Here is a 14,075-nt window from a genome sequence, read left to right on the forward strand (position 1 = left end):
CATAAAATTATGGCAGCTAAAAAATCGAATAAGCTTATTTACACCCTGATAGGCGTACTGGTTCTGATTCTTGTACTGGCTCTGGTAGCTAAAAAAGCAGGCTGGATTGGTAAAGAAGAAGGAACAGAGGTAGTACTGGCAGAGGTGAAGCGCACCGAGATTGTCGAGAAAGTAAGCGCCTCCGGTAAAGTACAACCTGAAACCGAAGTGAAGATCAGCCCAGACGTATCTGGTGAGATCATCGAACTGACTGTACAGGAAGGTGACTCTGTTGTGAAAGGACAGTTGCTGGTTCGAATCCGCCCTGACAACTATCAGTCACTGGTAGACATGCAAACGGCTGGTGTAAATCAGGCACGTGCAAACCTGGCCCAGTCAAAAGCCCGTCTGGCACAATCAAGAGCCAACTTTGTTCAAATAGAACAGAACTTTGAGCGTAACAAAAGCCTTTTCAATCAGAAAGTAATTTCTGAGGCTGAGTTTCAGCAAATAAAAGCACAATATGAAGCCGGCAAGCAGGAGATTGAGTCACTGGCTCAGAGCGTGCGTGCCGCCGAGTTCAGTATTCAGAATGCACAGGCCTCCTTGAATGATGCCCGCGAGAACCTGAACAAAACTACCATTTACGCTCCTGTGAGCGGCACTGTATCAAAACTGAATGTTGAAAGAGGTGAACGTGTGGTGGGTACTTCCCAAATGGCTGGTACTGAGATCATGCGCATTGCCAACCTCAACAACATGGAGGTGCGCGTGAATGTGAACGAGAACGACATCATCCGGGTAGGTATGGGTGACTCCGTAATCGTGGAAGTTGACTCTTACACCAGCCGCGACGAGAAGTTCAAAGGCATCGTGACTTCTATTGCCAACACGGCAAAAGATGCTGCCTCTTTGGAAGCAGTAACCGAGTTTGAAGTACGTATCCGCCTGCTGAATGAATCTTACAGCCACCTGGCAGATAAGAACGCCCGTCCTTTCCGCCCGGGCATGACGGCATCAGTTGACATCATCACAGCACGCAAAAGCAATGTTTTATCTGTACCTTTGTCAGCAGTGACAACTCGTTCTAACAAACCAGCCAGAGCATCTGAAGAGAATGCGGAGGGTAACAACGCTGATAACAATGCAGATGCGGCTCCTGCAGCGCCAACAGGTCCTGTAGAAGAGGTGGTGTTTGTACACGACGCCAACAATACAGTGAAGTCAGTGAAGGTGAAAACTGGAATCAGCGATTTTGAGAACATCGAAATTCTGAGTGGTTTGGAAGAAGGACAAAAAATAGTATCCGGTCCTTTCAGAGCCGTATCAAAGACCCTGAAAGACGGTGCTAAAGTGGCCGTGAAAGATGAGAAGTCACTAAACAAATCAGCTTTGGCTGAAGCGAATGGTGAATAACAAATAAACATCCGGTTTGGAAAAAATTGCAGTTATAGGAGGGGGGAGCTGGGCTTCTGCTTTGGTGAAGATCCTCTCAGAAAATAAAGCCCAGATACACTGGTGGATGCGCAACGAAAACGATGTGCAGCACCTGAGTGAGTACCGACACAATCCACGTTACCTGAGTGGCGTGACCTACGACCTGAATTATGTAAAGCCTTCAACGGACTTACGTAACGTTGTAGCTGTAGCAGACTGGGTTATACTGGCAGTACCAGCCGCTTTTGTTCAGGAGGCATTAGGTGGGCTGGAACAGGATGCCTTAAAAGATAAGGTGCTGATTTCTGCCATCAAAGGGATGATCCCGAAGCAGAATATCCTGATAACGGATTACCTTGGCCAGCAGTACGATGTTCCGAACAGCCACCAGCTGGTCATTGCAGGTCCTTGCCATGCAGAAGAAGTAGCGATGGAAAAGCAGTCGTACCTCACGATCGGCTCGCACGACCTGCCTACGGCTGAGCGCTTCTGTGAACTGCTGCGCAACCGTTATGTTAAAGCTAACCCGCTGGATGATCTGGACGGTGTAGAGTACTGTGCTGTGATCAAGAACATCATCGCACTTGCCTGCGGTATAGCGCGCGGTTTGAATTACGGTGACAATTTTCAGGCAGTGCTGGTATCGAATGCGATGCAGGAAATTGAACGCTTCTTGCACGCCGCCATGCCGATCCACCGTGACCTGAACGGTTCGGCCTATTTGGGCGATTTGCTTGTGACTGCTTATTCGCAGTTCAGCCGTAACCGTACTTTTGGCAATATGATCGGTCATGGTTACACTGTAAAATCAGCCCAGATCGAAATGAACATGGTGGCGGAAGGATATTATGCGGTGCAGAGTATTTACGAACTGAATAAAAAACTCAAGGTAGATATGCCTATTACAACAGCGGTGTACCATATCTTATATGAGCGCATTTCGCCAGCTGTCGAGTTCGAGATATTGAAGGAAAAACTTACCTAAGCTAACATTACTGATCGAATGAAAGGCATACCTCGAGGTGTGCCTTTCGCGTTTAAAGCCCTAACTGCATGGCGGGGTCTGATACATGAAACAGCATTTCCAGCAAATTGACATCTTAAAGGGACTGGCCATCTTTGCCGTGCTATTGTTGCACTCACTCTCGCGGGAGCAACTGGTTTCCAGCTATGCTGTGTTTCATATCTGGCAGGCCGTACCTGTGTTTATGGTATTGATGGGTCTGAATCTGGGCATGTCTTATGGCAGCAAAACGCTTCACTTTCATCAGCTTTATACCCCGCACTATTTTCAAAAAAAAGCACTGCGCATTATATTTCCGCTTTTACTTATCTATCTTATTTCGTTAGCGTTGGGCTACGTTTGGGAACAGGTATACGCACAGAATGTCTATACCTTGAACTGGACGAACCTGATTGGTGTCCTGCCTGTGTCCGGTAAAGGCAATTATTTTATTACCCTCTTATTGCAGTCACTGCTTGTGCTGCCTTTAATTGGCTATACCTTCAATCGTTGGCCACTTCGCACGACTTTTATCCTGTTATTCGTTGAAATTACCTTTCAGCTGGTCGCTTATCAACTGGATTATTTTGAACAGGACCGCTATCTATATGACGCCGCATTGTTCCGTTACTTTTCAGCAATTGCAGCCGGTCTGTGGGTTTCAAAATTGATTATCTCGGATTTTAGAAGGTATAGCTGGATATTAGTCCTGCTTGGAGTAGTAAGTGGCCTTTACTTGTATGTGCATCAATACCAAGGTATAAGTCTACCTTATATCAGACCTGAATGGCAGGCCCAGTTATTTCTCACTTTCCCATATGCCGCGATGCTGATCCTTTTGGGTATACTGGCATTTCCGCAGCAATCTGATTTTATACTATTTAGGCTTATGGCGACAGTTGGACAGGCATCCTATCATATCTTCCTGGTACAGGTATTATATTTTGGTCTGATCCAGGATGACAAAAATGTAACCTTAAATTTAACAGTGTGTCTGGTAGCAGGAATAATTTTTTATCAAATTGAATCTCTTTTAAGTAAAAAAATATCAAAGTAAAAGCATACAAACTGACGCTCTTTTTCTAACTTAGGCTATGATTACAAAAGTTACTTGTGCACTTATCGAACAATATGGTCGTGTGCTGATTACGCAGCGTAGCGAGACGATGTCCCAAGCCATGCTTTGGGAATTCCCGGGAGGAAAAATTGAGGACGGAGAGACCGAAGCGGCCAGCCTGATCCGGGAGATTAAAGAAGAACTTAACTTAGACATCACTCCGGTACAGCGGCTCACGCCAGTGGTGCAGGAGTATGACGATAAAACAATCGAACTTATACCTTATCTCTGCCAATACAACGAAGGCACCATTCACATGACAGAACACCGGTCATACCACTGGGTTGAGCCACAATACCTCCCTGATTATGATTGGTGCCCGGCCGATGTCCCGATCATGAAAGAACTTATAGCCCTGACTGGTCAACAATCAATCTAACAACCCAAAGCAATCCCTTTTCCCAATCCCTCAAATAGCCGTACCTTTAGGGTATGGAATTACCACATTCATTTGTTGAGCGCATGAAAGGGCAGCTTGGAGCGGATTATACCCGTTTCGAAGCCGCCTTACAACAGCCAGCCCCCGTCAGCATCCGACTAAACAAAAGCAAGCTGCAAGGTGAACTAAACCTACCACAGGTACCGTGGACGGAAGCGGGCTATTATCTTCCGGAGCGACCGCAGTTCACGCTGGACCCACGCCTGCATGCCGGAGCCTACTATGTGCAGGAGGCTAGTTCTATGTTTTTGGAACAGGCCATGCGACAGCACGTGGACCTAAGTCAGCCACTGCATGTTTTGGACTTATGCGGAGCTCCTGGTGGTAAGTCGACCCACATCGCTAGCCTGATCTCACCCGACAGTTTGTTAGTGGCTAATGAAGTGATTCGCAGCCGGGCCAGTATACTGGCAGAGAACGTGACCAAATGGGGGAGTGGGAATGTGGTGGTTACCAATAACGATCCGCGTGACTTCGGCCGCCTGCCTGAGTTTTTTGATGTGATGGTGGTGGACGCCCCCTGCAGTGGCGAAGGGATGTTCCGCAAAGACCCGCAGGCAATGAACGAATGGTCGGATGAAAACGTGAACCTTTGCGCCCAGCGGCAACAGCGCATCCTGATGGACGTATGGGAAGCCCTTCGGCCGGGTGGCGTCCTGATTTATAGCACCTGCACCTGGAATCTGGCCGAAAACGAACAAAACATTGCCTGGCTGGCTGATCAGGGAAAGGCCCAACCGCTTGCGCTCAACCTCGATCCAGCATGGGGAGTGGAAGAAACTGCACTCCATGGTGTCTCCGGTTATCGCTTCTACCCACATCAGGTACAGGGCGAAGGCTTCTTTTTGTCCGTTATCCGCAAAGCGGGGGAGTATGAGGCACCTCAGCGGTCCTCTAAAAAGAAAAAGTATAAACTGACGCACGCCGGCAAAAAAGAACAAGCCATGGTAAACGACTGGTTAATAGAACCGGGTCGTTTTGCCTGGGTTCAGTATGGAGAGGTAATCTCGACTATACCTGAAAATCTCTTTGAAGAAGTTGATCAGCTATACCAGAACCTGTATGTGATCTACGCAGGGACTGAGATAGCCGAAGCGAAAGGTAAAAAATTAAAACCACTGCAAGCCCTGGCACTATCACAGTACGTCAACAGAGCAGCTTTCCGTACTGAAGAACTTGAACTTGAATCAGCTCTGCGCTACCTTCGCAAAGAAGACATTGGCATCAGTGGTAATAGCAACGACTGGATCTTACTTCAGTTCGAAGGCCTGCCTCTTGGATGGGCCAAACAAGTAGGCAACCGTCTCAATAACTACTATCCCAAAGAATGGCGCATCCGCATGGAATTGCCACAAGTTTTAGAGTTACAGAGTTGGGGAAGTTTGAGAGTTTAGGAGTTTGAGAGTTGAGGAGGTAAGTAATTTTCGAATCTAGCATACCTAATTTTAAACAAAAGGCCCACCATTATGGCGGGCCTTTGTATTTTTATCAACAAGAAGAAGAAAGAATTGGCACTCACTAATTCCTAAACTCCTCAACTCTCAAACTTCTAAACTCTCTTTATTCCACAAACAGCACCAATCCTTTCAAATACTCACCTTCGGGGTGGAAGATGGAGATGGGGTGATCGGCGGGTTGGGAGAGGTGGTGCATGATCTTGATATTGCGACCGGCCTCAATGGCAGCTGCCATGACCGTATTGTTGAACAGGTATTTGTCTACCACCTGTGAGCAAGAGAAAGTAAACAGAATGCCACCCGGCTTAATGCGTTTCATGGCCTCGGCATTCAATCGCTTGTAACCCATTACAGCGTTGTGACGCACTTTCTGGCTCTTGGCAAAGGCTGGCGGGTCCAGAATGATCACATCGTAGCGGTCTTCCTTGCCCTTCAGAAACTCAAAGGTATCCACCGCATACGCTTCATGGCGGTCAGGTGCCTGACTCAGATCGCCGTTTTTGATCGTCAATTCAATCGCTTTTTTGGATACATCCACCGAATGCACGTCTTTCGCGCCGGCGTTGAGGGCGTACACTGAAAAACCTCCGGTATAGCAGAAGGTATTCAGTACCGACTTGTCTTTCACGTAACGGGCCAATAACTCCCGGTTTTCGCGCTGGTCTATAAAGAAACCAGTTTTTTGGCCACTTTCCCAGTCCACGAAAAACTGATTCTCGTTCTCAGTCACTACCACGCCACCGCTTGATTCCCCAAACAGGTAGCCATTCTCAGCCTGCACCGGCGATTTGGCTGGTAGTGATTCTGCACTTTTGTCGTACACCGCTTTCAGGTGCGGACCATAGATTTCCTGCAGGGCTTTGGCAACATGCTCACGCACCGAATACATGCCCACAGAGTGCGTCTGAATCACGGCCGTGTCTTTGTACATGTCCACAATCAGCCCGGGCACGCCATCGCCTTCGGCGTATACTAAGCGGTAAACATCCGTGTGCGGATTGTCGATCAGGCCAAGGCGGTTACGGTAATCGTAGGCTTGCTGTACCTTGCTTTTCCAGAAGGTATAGTCCGGCTCGACCTGCTCAAAAGAAAATACGCGCACTGCAATGGATCCTGGCGCCCAGTGGCCCATACCCAAAAACTCGCGCTGGTTAGAGTATACTTCTACAGTGTCGCCTTCTTCCGGCTCCGTTCCTTCAATTCTTTTGATAGCGCCAGAGAAAACCCACGGGTGAAAACGCTTTAGGGAGTGTTCTTTTCCTTTGGCAAGGTATAATTTAGTAAGAGACATCTAGATTTATGTGCTTATTATGTAATGTGCTGATTTGTAAATGGGGCAATGTGTTAATGCGTTATGGTAATTAAAGTTGCGATTCAGGCAAATCGTTCCAGGTGAGCCTTGTCATTTTATATTTGCTGTACCTGCAGACCTATAAAAGGCAACAATGCAAAAGATTAAAGTGTGATCACTTGCAGATCTTTGAGATAGGTATAGAGTTTCTGGACAGGTAGTCCGACAACGTTAAAATAAGAACCCTCTATCTTTTCGATCCCGATCATGCCAATCCACTCCTGTATACCGTAAGCACCCGCTTTGTCGAAGGGTTTGTAGTACCCGATGTAGTAACGGATCTCTTCGTCGCTCAGCTTCTTAAAGTATACTTTGGTCACATCATGGAAGATCGTCTTGGAGTTTTTGGTCAGGATGCAAACACCTGTGATTACTTCATGGTGCTTACCTGAAAGTGCTCGCAGCATCTCGTAAGCTTCCTCAGCATCGGCAGGTTTATTCAGAATGCGCTCACCCAAACACACAATTGTATCAGCTGTGATCACCACTTCGTTTTGCAAGTCCTCGGTATAGGCATCGGCTTTGTGCGAAGCCAGAAACTCGGCCACTTGCTCACGCTGCATGTGCTCAGGAAAATCTTCGTGTACTTCCTTCACGCGCACCTCAAACTGGAGACCAAGTCCCGCTAAAAGTTCTTTGCGGCGTGGAGAGTTAGAGGCAAGCAGTATCGGACGAGATAAATTCATTTTCTTTGATTGAGCTGAATAAAAATCCGCAGATCGTTTTCGGGTAAAAGAAAGTAGACTTTTGTGGCATAATGGCTCCACTGTAACATACCCTTTTCACCTGTTCCATCGATACATCATTAGTGATCAGTGCCAAACGGGATTTCCCGGAATCAACCTGACTCACGCAAGCAGTGAAGTTGCGCACGTAGCTCAGGCCAGGATAGTCCCGCTGCGCTTCCCGGTCTATACCCAACACCTTTTCGAAAACGAAATAATGCATCACGGTCAGGTCGAGGTCTTTTACTTCCTGTGGCACCTGCCAATCGATCAGTTCATGTACTTCCGGCTTGAGGCGCAGCTTGTAGGCATTGCCGGACAGGTATAGCCCAAAGGCCCAATTTTTGCCCACAATCACCTCGTTGAGTTCGTATGCATCCTCTTTAGGTGTTACCACAAAGTAAGCACGCAGACGCTCCAGAAACTCCTCGTCCGTCAGGTCTATGTTTTCCAACACCCGATGCGTCGGCAGAATGCGCAAATCGTCGGCTTCGGTGTTGGTCAGGTACATCAGGTGATAGTTGTAAGCCTCCGTGCCGGTATGGTTCGGATTATCGGCCATCCGTTTCTTACGGTACTCCAACGATCCTTCATAACGGTGGTGGCCATCCGCCAACAGTACCTGACGGGACTCCAGCACTTCCAGAAAATGCTTGATCACGTCACGGTCATGGATCACAGCCAGCACATCACGTACGCCTTGGTAGTCTTCTGTCACATAAAGCGGCGATTGAATGCTCTCATCCATGTAACGCTCCAGCACAAAATCGGGGTCCGTATAGAGCCCGTGTGTGGCGCTAGTGTTCATAAGCGTCTTGTCCAGGAGGTCAATGCGATCGTTCACAGCACTCGGAATCGTATTTTCATGGCGCAGGAGCACCCCTTCGTTCCAGTCGTAAGCTTTAATGTGGCAGATAAAGCCCTTGCGGCAATATTCGCGGTCATTACCCGGTAGTCTGAAATACTGGTAATACACATAGATGCCGGGTAATGGATCCTGCACAATTGTACCGGTGGTCTTCCATTCCTGCAACATATCCGCTGCAGTGTCGGCAGGTTGATCGCCTCTTGGGACAGATAGATGTATGCTGTTAATCGGGTTTTGGTACAGGGCTTCCCGCTGCTTTGCTGACACAACGTCAAAAAGAGGCGAAGTCAGTTCTTCAATCGACTGGCTCAGCTCTTCTTTATAGCGCCATGCTTTTATGGGTAGTATTTCAGCCATCAGGTTCGTTTACAGATTCTCAGGTATAGGATCAGGGAGCCAGTCTTTTGCGAACCCACTGCTTGTCCGCTTGCTCAAACACAATGCGGTCGTGCAATCGGTTAGGGCGACCCTGCCAGAACTCGATGCGCTCAGGCTTCAGCACGTAGCCTCCCCAGTGCTCCGGGCGAGGTACCACGTCCAGAGTGGCAAAATCCTGCTCATATTTCGCTTCAGCTTGCTCTAATGCTTCCCGGCTTTGTATTTCCCGGCTCTGAGGCGAGGCCCAGGCACCGATCTGGCTGCCGCGCGGGCGGCTGTGGAAATATACATCCGATACATCTCCAGGCACTTTCTCAATCGCTCCCTCTATGCGCACCTGACGTTCCAGTTCAGCCCAGAAGAAAGTCATCGATCCGAGTGGTCGTTCGGCTAAGTCCTGTCCTTTACGGCTGTCATAATTGGTAAAGAAAACAAAGCCATCCGAGGACACTTCTTTTAAAAGCACCACCCGCGCCGAGGGACGACAATCAGCCGAAACAGTAGAAAGGACAAGAGCGGTAGGCTCCAGCACCTCTGAAAGTATAGCCTCATTCAGCCATGCTTTAAATTGGTCCAATGGATCGTTGGAAACGGATTCCTCAGTAAGCGCCTGCCGGGAGTAATTCTTCCGGATAGAGGCAATGTCATGTTGAAGCGACATAGCAGAAACGATGTTTTGCCCAAAATTATAAAATAATCGGCTGTGGGTTGAATTTTAATTTATATTGCAATAATTTAAAAATATTTTATAAAATTAGAAGTATAATCTCTAATAACGACAGCTTTCGTATAGGCAGTAGCTGTATTTCATGGGTTTTCTCAAATTGTCTGATTTGTACCCGAATGTATTGTTTCCGTAAGAAGGTATAAACAGTGATTACCAGGCCTGAATGGCCACAATTGTAAAGAGGTAAAGCACATTAAACCCTGGATAATAATGGAGGAAGAAAGTGAAATAAAGCCGCAAAATGGCAGCATACTGATATCAGAGCCATACCTGGGAGATCCGAACTTTGATCGCACCGTGGTTCTTATATGTAGCCATGTAGAAGGCGAAGGAACATTTGGCCTGGTACTGAACCGCATGTCAAACCTTAAGCTGTCTGACGTGGTTGATGTATATAACGACTCTTTTGAGGTTGAATTAGGTATAGGAGGGCCCGTGCAATACAATACCCTGCACTATGTACACCAGATACCGAATTTGCCTCAGGCAGTGCAACTCAACGATAACCTCTATTGGGGAGGTGACTTTGAGGCGCTTCGGACAATGATCGGCACAGGCGAGGTAACGACAGCGGATATCAAGTTTTATCTTGGCTATTCCGGATGGACGCCTGGCCAGTTGCAGGAGGAGATCGACAAAAATGTTTGGATTGTGAACAACAATGCTGCAAATAAATTATTTAATTTGGAAGCAGATACGCTTTGGCGTAACATACTGCGCCAAATGGGCGGAAAATACAAGGTACTTTCAAACTACCCTGTAGACCCCCGCCTGAACTGACAAAACGTGGACTAAAACCTGAAGTCATGACAACTGATAAACAGCACACCGACGCAAACGGCGCTGAGGCGAACAAACCCCGGCCACAAGACGAAGCACAAGCCAACAAGCAGCAGGCCTCGTCACCGATGGATATTGTAGAGCAGCGCCTTGCCGAAATCAACGCACAAAAAGAAAGTGCACAAGCTTTACCATCGGAAGAAGGTGTGCCAAAAGAAGATCAGCCTGAAATAAAACCGGAGCTGGCTTCTGAGGCAGAAACGTCAGAAACTGAAAAAATTACAGAGGCATTTGCTGAGGCAAACCTGCCCGAAGCGGAAGCAACCGAAGCAGAAGCAACCTCTTCGCCAGAAGCTCCTGCCGAAACTTCATCTCCCTCTTTGGATTCAGCACCTACTGAAGTGAAGACACCTGTAGCCTCCACGCATGACCACCATGATGATGAAGAACTCGATGAGGATGACCACACGGATTACAGCGAGCTCCCAATGGAGGAACTGCGCAATCACCTGAGCCAACTTCTGAAAGGACCAGATGCAAAGCGCAAATACAAAAAGATTCAGGAAATCCATCGTCAATACGAAGACAAGTTCCAGGTAGAAAAAGGCCAGGCACTTGACCGATTCCGACAGGAGGGGGGAACAGAAGAGGATTTCGAATACCACGCTCCCATGGAGCACACCGAACTGGAGCAACTCTATGCCGCCTATCGGGAGGCACGCTACCAGGAGCGCCAGCATACCGAAGAGCAGCGGGGTCGCAACTTAGAGCGCAAGCGCGAGCTGCTTCAGCAGTTGCGCACGCTGGTTGAATCCGCTGAAACCAAAAACAGCAGCGATGAACTGAAGAAACTACAGGGTGAGTGGAAAAGCATAGGTCCTGTTCCTCCAGGTGAGGCACAAGAGCTATGGGATTCGTACCATGCCCTGCTTGACATCTTCTATAACAACCGCAGCATGTTCTTCGAGATGAAGGAGCTGGACAGACGCCGTAATCTTGATGCCAAAACACAGCTGATTGAACGTGCCGAAGCCCTGCAAAATGAGCCTTCCATCAACAAGGCGCTTCAGGAGCTGCGCCACTTGCACGAAGAGTGGAAAAATATCGGACCAGTACCTAACGAACAGCGCGACTCTATCTGGGAGCGCTTCATTCAGGCGTCTGAGAAAGTGCATGAGCACCGTCGCTCTTACATGGAAGAGCGCAAGACTGTGGAACTGGCCAATCTTGAGAAGAAGCGTGCCCTTCTGGCCCGTTTGCAGGAGTTCCAGAACTTCAACACCGATCGCATCAACGAGTGGCGCGATAAGACGGATGAAATTCAGAAGCTCAAAGAAGAGTGGGATAACGCCGGACTTGTTCCGAAGGAATACGCCGAAGAGGTTAACAAAACGTTCTGGGGCAATTACAAGGCATTCTTCCAACACAAGAATCAGTTCTTCAAAGGGCTGGATGAGCAGAAAATGCAGAACCTGCGTTTGAAAACAGAGCTATGCGAGCAGGCAGAGAGCCTGAAAGAAAGCACTGACTGGAATACGACCAAGGAGAAAATGATCCAGCTTCAAAAGAAGTGGAAGACCATTGGCCGTGTACCGGATAAGCATTCAGACAAGATCTGGCAGCGCTTCAGAGCGGCTTGTAACGAATTTTTTGATCGCAAGCAGTCACAGGAGCAGCAAAAAGGGGCTGAGATGGAAAAACTCTCTTCTGAAAAACTGGCACTGTGCGACCGCATCACAGAGGAGTTGGCACAGCCCAATACAACGACTTCCCTGGATGACTACAACAAAATTGTAGTGGAGTGGGGAACCCTGGATGCCGGCAATAAGCGCGTAAGCACGCGGGTAGAAGAGAAGTTCTTGTCGCTGATGGAGCGATACCTGGAGCGTGTACCTGACCTGCACTACGATGACCGCGCGACGATGCTGGCACAACTGCAGGTGGATCGTCTGAAGAACAGCCCGGACGCTTCCCAGAAGCTGTACCAGAAAGAGCAAACGCTCCGACGTGAGATCTCCCAACTTCAGAACGATATACAGACCCTGCGTACGAACCTTGAATTCTTCGCACGTTCCAAGAACGCTGATAAGTTGCGGGAGGAATATGAAGGCCGTATAGACGAGACACAAAAACGTATAGACATCCTGCAGCGGCAGCTGGCCGCTTTCAGAAGATAAAAATTTCTATTTGATACTCAAAAGCTTATCGCAAAAGGGCAAAAAATCCAGCAGCAGGTATTTGTATATTAAAAACTATATTATACCTTTGCAACGCTTTAGAACGATAGGGCAACACACAAATAAAGTATCGCCTCCTTAGCTCAGCTGGTAGAGCAACTGACTTGTAATCAGTAGGTCGCTGGTTCGATCCCGGCAGGGGGCTCAACTTTATTTGTAATTATTCCGCCTCCATAGCTCAGCTGGTAGAGCAACTGACTTGTAATCAGTAGGTCGTTGGTTCGATTCCGACTGGGGGCTCTTAAAAGGCTTCAGAGAAATCTGAAGCCTTTTTTGTTTTTATACCTTTCTCAATTCCCCTCCAGACTCATTTAAAGCTTTTTACACTGCTGGTACAGCCGGCTATATATGCTTTTTCAAGTTTTATGACTTATTTTGGGGATTCATCCAAGCATTGAATACTTTCCCCATGCAACTCATAGAAGTAAACACCCCTGAACTAGCCGAAGAGTTTATTAAAATGCAGGTAAGGCTTTACCGCAAAGATCCGAACTACATACGCCCGCTTGACAAGGATGTGCATCAGGTATTCGATCCCAAGAAAAACAAACTGCTCAGAGACGGAGAAGCGATCCGTTGGATCCTGCGTGATGAAGAAGGGGAAACTATTGGCAGAGTAGCCGCTTTCATCAATAAAAAAACAGCGCGATCCTTTGAACAGCCAACAGGCGGCATGGGCTTTTTTGATTGTATAAACGATCAACAAGCAGCTAATATGCTATTCGATGCCGGTCGCAACTGGCTACAGGAGCGTGGCATGGAAGCGATGGATGGACCGATCAACTTCGGAGAGCGCGACAAGTGGTGGGGTTTGTTGGTAGACGGTTTCTACGAGCCGACCTACTGCATGAACTACAATCATCCCTACTACCAGCAGCTATTCGAGAATTATGGTTTTCAGCTGTATTTCAATCAGTATGTATACTACCGCACCGTAGAAGACCCGCTCGGGCCTGAGTATCATGAAAAGGCACAGCGTATCCTCTCGGATAAAGATTATCACTTTCAGCATATCGACAAGAAGAACCTCAACAAATACGCGGAGGATTTCAGAACTGTCTATAACAAAGGCTGGGTAAAACATGAAGGGGTAAAAGCCATGGGCGAAGCGCAAGCTAAGTCAATCATGAAGGCATTAAAGCCAATACTTGACGAAAAAATCATCTGGTTTGCCTATCACAAAGGCGAACCTGCCGGTTTCTTTATCGCTATACCTGAACTCAATCAGCTGTTCAAACATGTGAATGGTAAGCTGGACTTTTGGGGCAAGATCAAATTTGCCTACCACCGCTGGAGAGGGTCCTGCAAGACGATGTACGGTATTGTATTTGGTATCACACCAGAGTGCCAGGGCAAAGGCGTAGAGGCCGCCATGGTGGTGTCAGCAGCCAAACTGGTACAGGGAAACCCGAACATCCCTTACTATGACTTGCAGATGAACTGGATCGGTGACTTTAACCCTAAAATGATGAAGGTTATAGAGCAAGTAGGAGGTCGCGTTTACAAAACTTACGTGACCTACCGTTTCCTCTTCGACCGTGAGAAGGAATTCAAGCGCGCACCGATCATTAAGTAAG

Annotated in this window: 12 protein-coding genes and 2 tRNA genes; 10 read left to right on the forward strand and 4 right to left on the reverse strand. The window is 47.9% G+C overall.

Going from position 1 to position 14,075, the window contains the following annotated elements:
• Window positions 1-9 precede the first annotated feature (9 nt).
• The 5 genes from AC5FX6_RS04330 (at window position 10) to AC5FX6_RS04350 (ending at window position 5,369) form a co-directional block, all read left to right on the forward strand.
• Entirely contained in the window at window positions 10-1,395 is a 1,386-nt protein-coding gene (locus AC5FX6_RS04330; RefSeq protein ID WP_493595794.1) for an efflux RND transporter periplasmic adaptor subunit, read from the forward strand.
• Window positions 1,396-1,411: 16 nt separating this feature from the next.
• Complete coding sequence (locus tag AC5FX6_RS04335) at window positions 1,412-2,401, forward strand: NAD(P)H-dependent glycerol-3-phosphate dehydrogenase (protein ID WP_493595795.1); 990 nt, start codon at window positions 1,412-1,414, stop codon at window positions 2,399-2,401.
• A gap of 85 nt (window positions 2,402-2,486) precedes the next feature.
• Entirely contained in the window at window positions 2,487-3,476 is a 990-nt protein-coding gene (locus AC5FX6_RS04340; RefSeq protein ID WP_493595796.1) for an acyltransferase family protein, read from the forward strand.
• Between the two features lie 37 nt (window positions 3,477-3,513).
• Window positions 3,514-3,915 carry a (deoxy)nucleoside triphosphate pyrophosphohydrolase gene (locus tag AC5FX6_RS04345; protein WP_493595797.1) on the forward strand — a complete coding sequence of 134 codons (402 nt, stop codon included), beginning with the start codon at window positions 3,514-3,516 and terminating at the stop codon, window positions 3,913-3,915.
• Between the two features lie 53 nt (window positions 3,916-3,968).
• Window positions 3,969-5,369 carry a methyltransferase RsmF C-terminal domain-like protein gene (locus AC5FX6_RS04350; RefSeq protein WP_493595798.1) on the forward strand — a complete coding sequence of 467 codons (1,401 nt, stop codon included), beginning with the start codon at window positions 3,969-3,971 and terminating at the stop codon, window positions 5,367-5,369.
• A 166-nt stretch (window positions 5,370-5,535) separates the two neighbouring features.
• Here the strand turns inward: AC5FX6_RS04350 and AC5FX6_RS04355 are convergent, their stop codons facing one another.
• The 4 genes from AC5FX6_RS04355 to pdxH all read right to left on the reverse strand — a co-directional run bounded on the left by AC5FX6_RS04355 (window position 5,536) and on the right by pdxH (window position 9,415).
• Window positions 5,536-6,723, reverse strand: coding sequence for a class I SAM-dependent rRNA methyltransferase (locus AC5FX6_RS04355; RefSeq protein ID WP_493595799.1), 1,188 nt, complete (start codon window positions 6,721-6,723; stop codon window positions 5,536-5,538).
• Window positions 6,724-6,887: 164 nt separating this feature from the next.
• A complete protein-coding gene (locus AC5FX6_RS04360; protein WP_493595800.1) occupies window positions 6,888-7,469 on the reverse strand; it encodes a Maf family nucleotide pyrophosphatase in 582 nt (193 codons plus the stop codon).
• Window positions 7,435-8,733: a DUF1015 domain-containing protein gene (locus AC5FX6_RS04365; protein WP_493595801.1), complete on the reverse strand. Its 1,299-nt coding sequence runs from the start codon at window positions 8,731-8,733 to the stop codon at window positions 7,435-7,437. The genes AC5FX6_RS04360 and AC5FX6_RS04365 overlap by 35 nt, the downstream gene beginning before the upstream one ends.
• Before the next feature lie 31 nt (window positions 8,734-8,764).
• The gene (pdxH, locus tag AC5FX6_RS04370) at window positions 8,765-9,415 is read right to left on the reverse strand and encodes a pyridoxamine 5'-phosphate oxidase (protein ID WP_493595802.1); all 651 of its coding nucleotides are present in this window, start codon (window positions 9,413-9,415) and stop codon (window positions 8,765-8,767) included.
• A gap of 276 nt (window positions 9,416-9,691) precedes the next feature.
• Here pdxH and AC5FX6_RS04375 point away from each other — a divergent pair, with 276 nt between their 5' ends.
• The 5 genes from AC5FX6_RS04375 to AC5FX6_RS04395 all read left to right on the forward strand — a co-directional run bounded on the left by AC5FX6_RS04375 (window position 9,692) and on the right by AC5FX6_RS04395 (window position 14,074).
• Window positions 9,692-10,261 carry a YqgE/AlgH family protein gene (locus AC5FX6_RS04375; protein ID WP_493595803.1) on the forward strand — a complete coding sequence of 190 codons (570 nt, stop codon included), beginning with the start codon at window positions 9,692-9,694 and terminating at the stop codon, window positions 10,259-10,261.
• Window positions 10,262-10,287: 26 nt separating this feature from the next.
• Entirely contained in the window at window positions 10,288-12,438 is a 2,151-nt protein-coding gene (locus AC5FX6_RS04380) for a DUF349 domain-containing protein (RefSeq protein WP_493595804.1), read from the forward strand.
• Between the two features lie 132 nt (window positions 12,439-12,570).
• Window positions 12,571-12,643 (forward strand) — tRNA-Thr (locus AC5FX6_RS04385).
• A gap of 22 nt (window positions 12,644-12,665) precedes the next feature.
• Window positions 12,666-12,738, forward strand: a tRNA-Thr gene (locus AC5FX6_RS04390).
• A gap of 169 nt (window positions 12,739-12,907) precedes the next feature.
• A complete protein-coding gene (locus tag AC5FX6_RS04395; RefSeq protein WP_493595805.1) occupies window positions 12,908-14,074 on the forward strand; it encodes a hypothetical protein in 1,167 nt (388 codons plus the stop codon).
• The last annotated feature ends 1 nt before the right edge of the window (window position 14,075 follow it).

It is taken from the genome of Pontibacter sp. LHS2 (genome assembly GCF_058932845.1).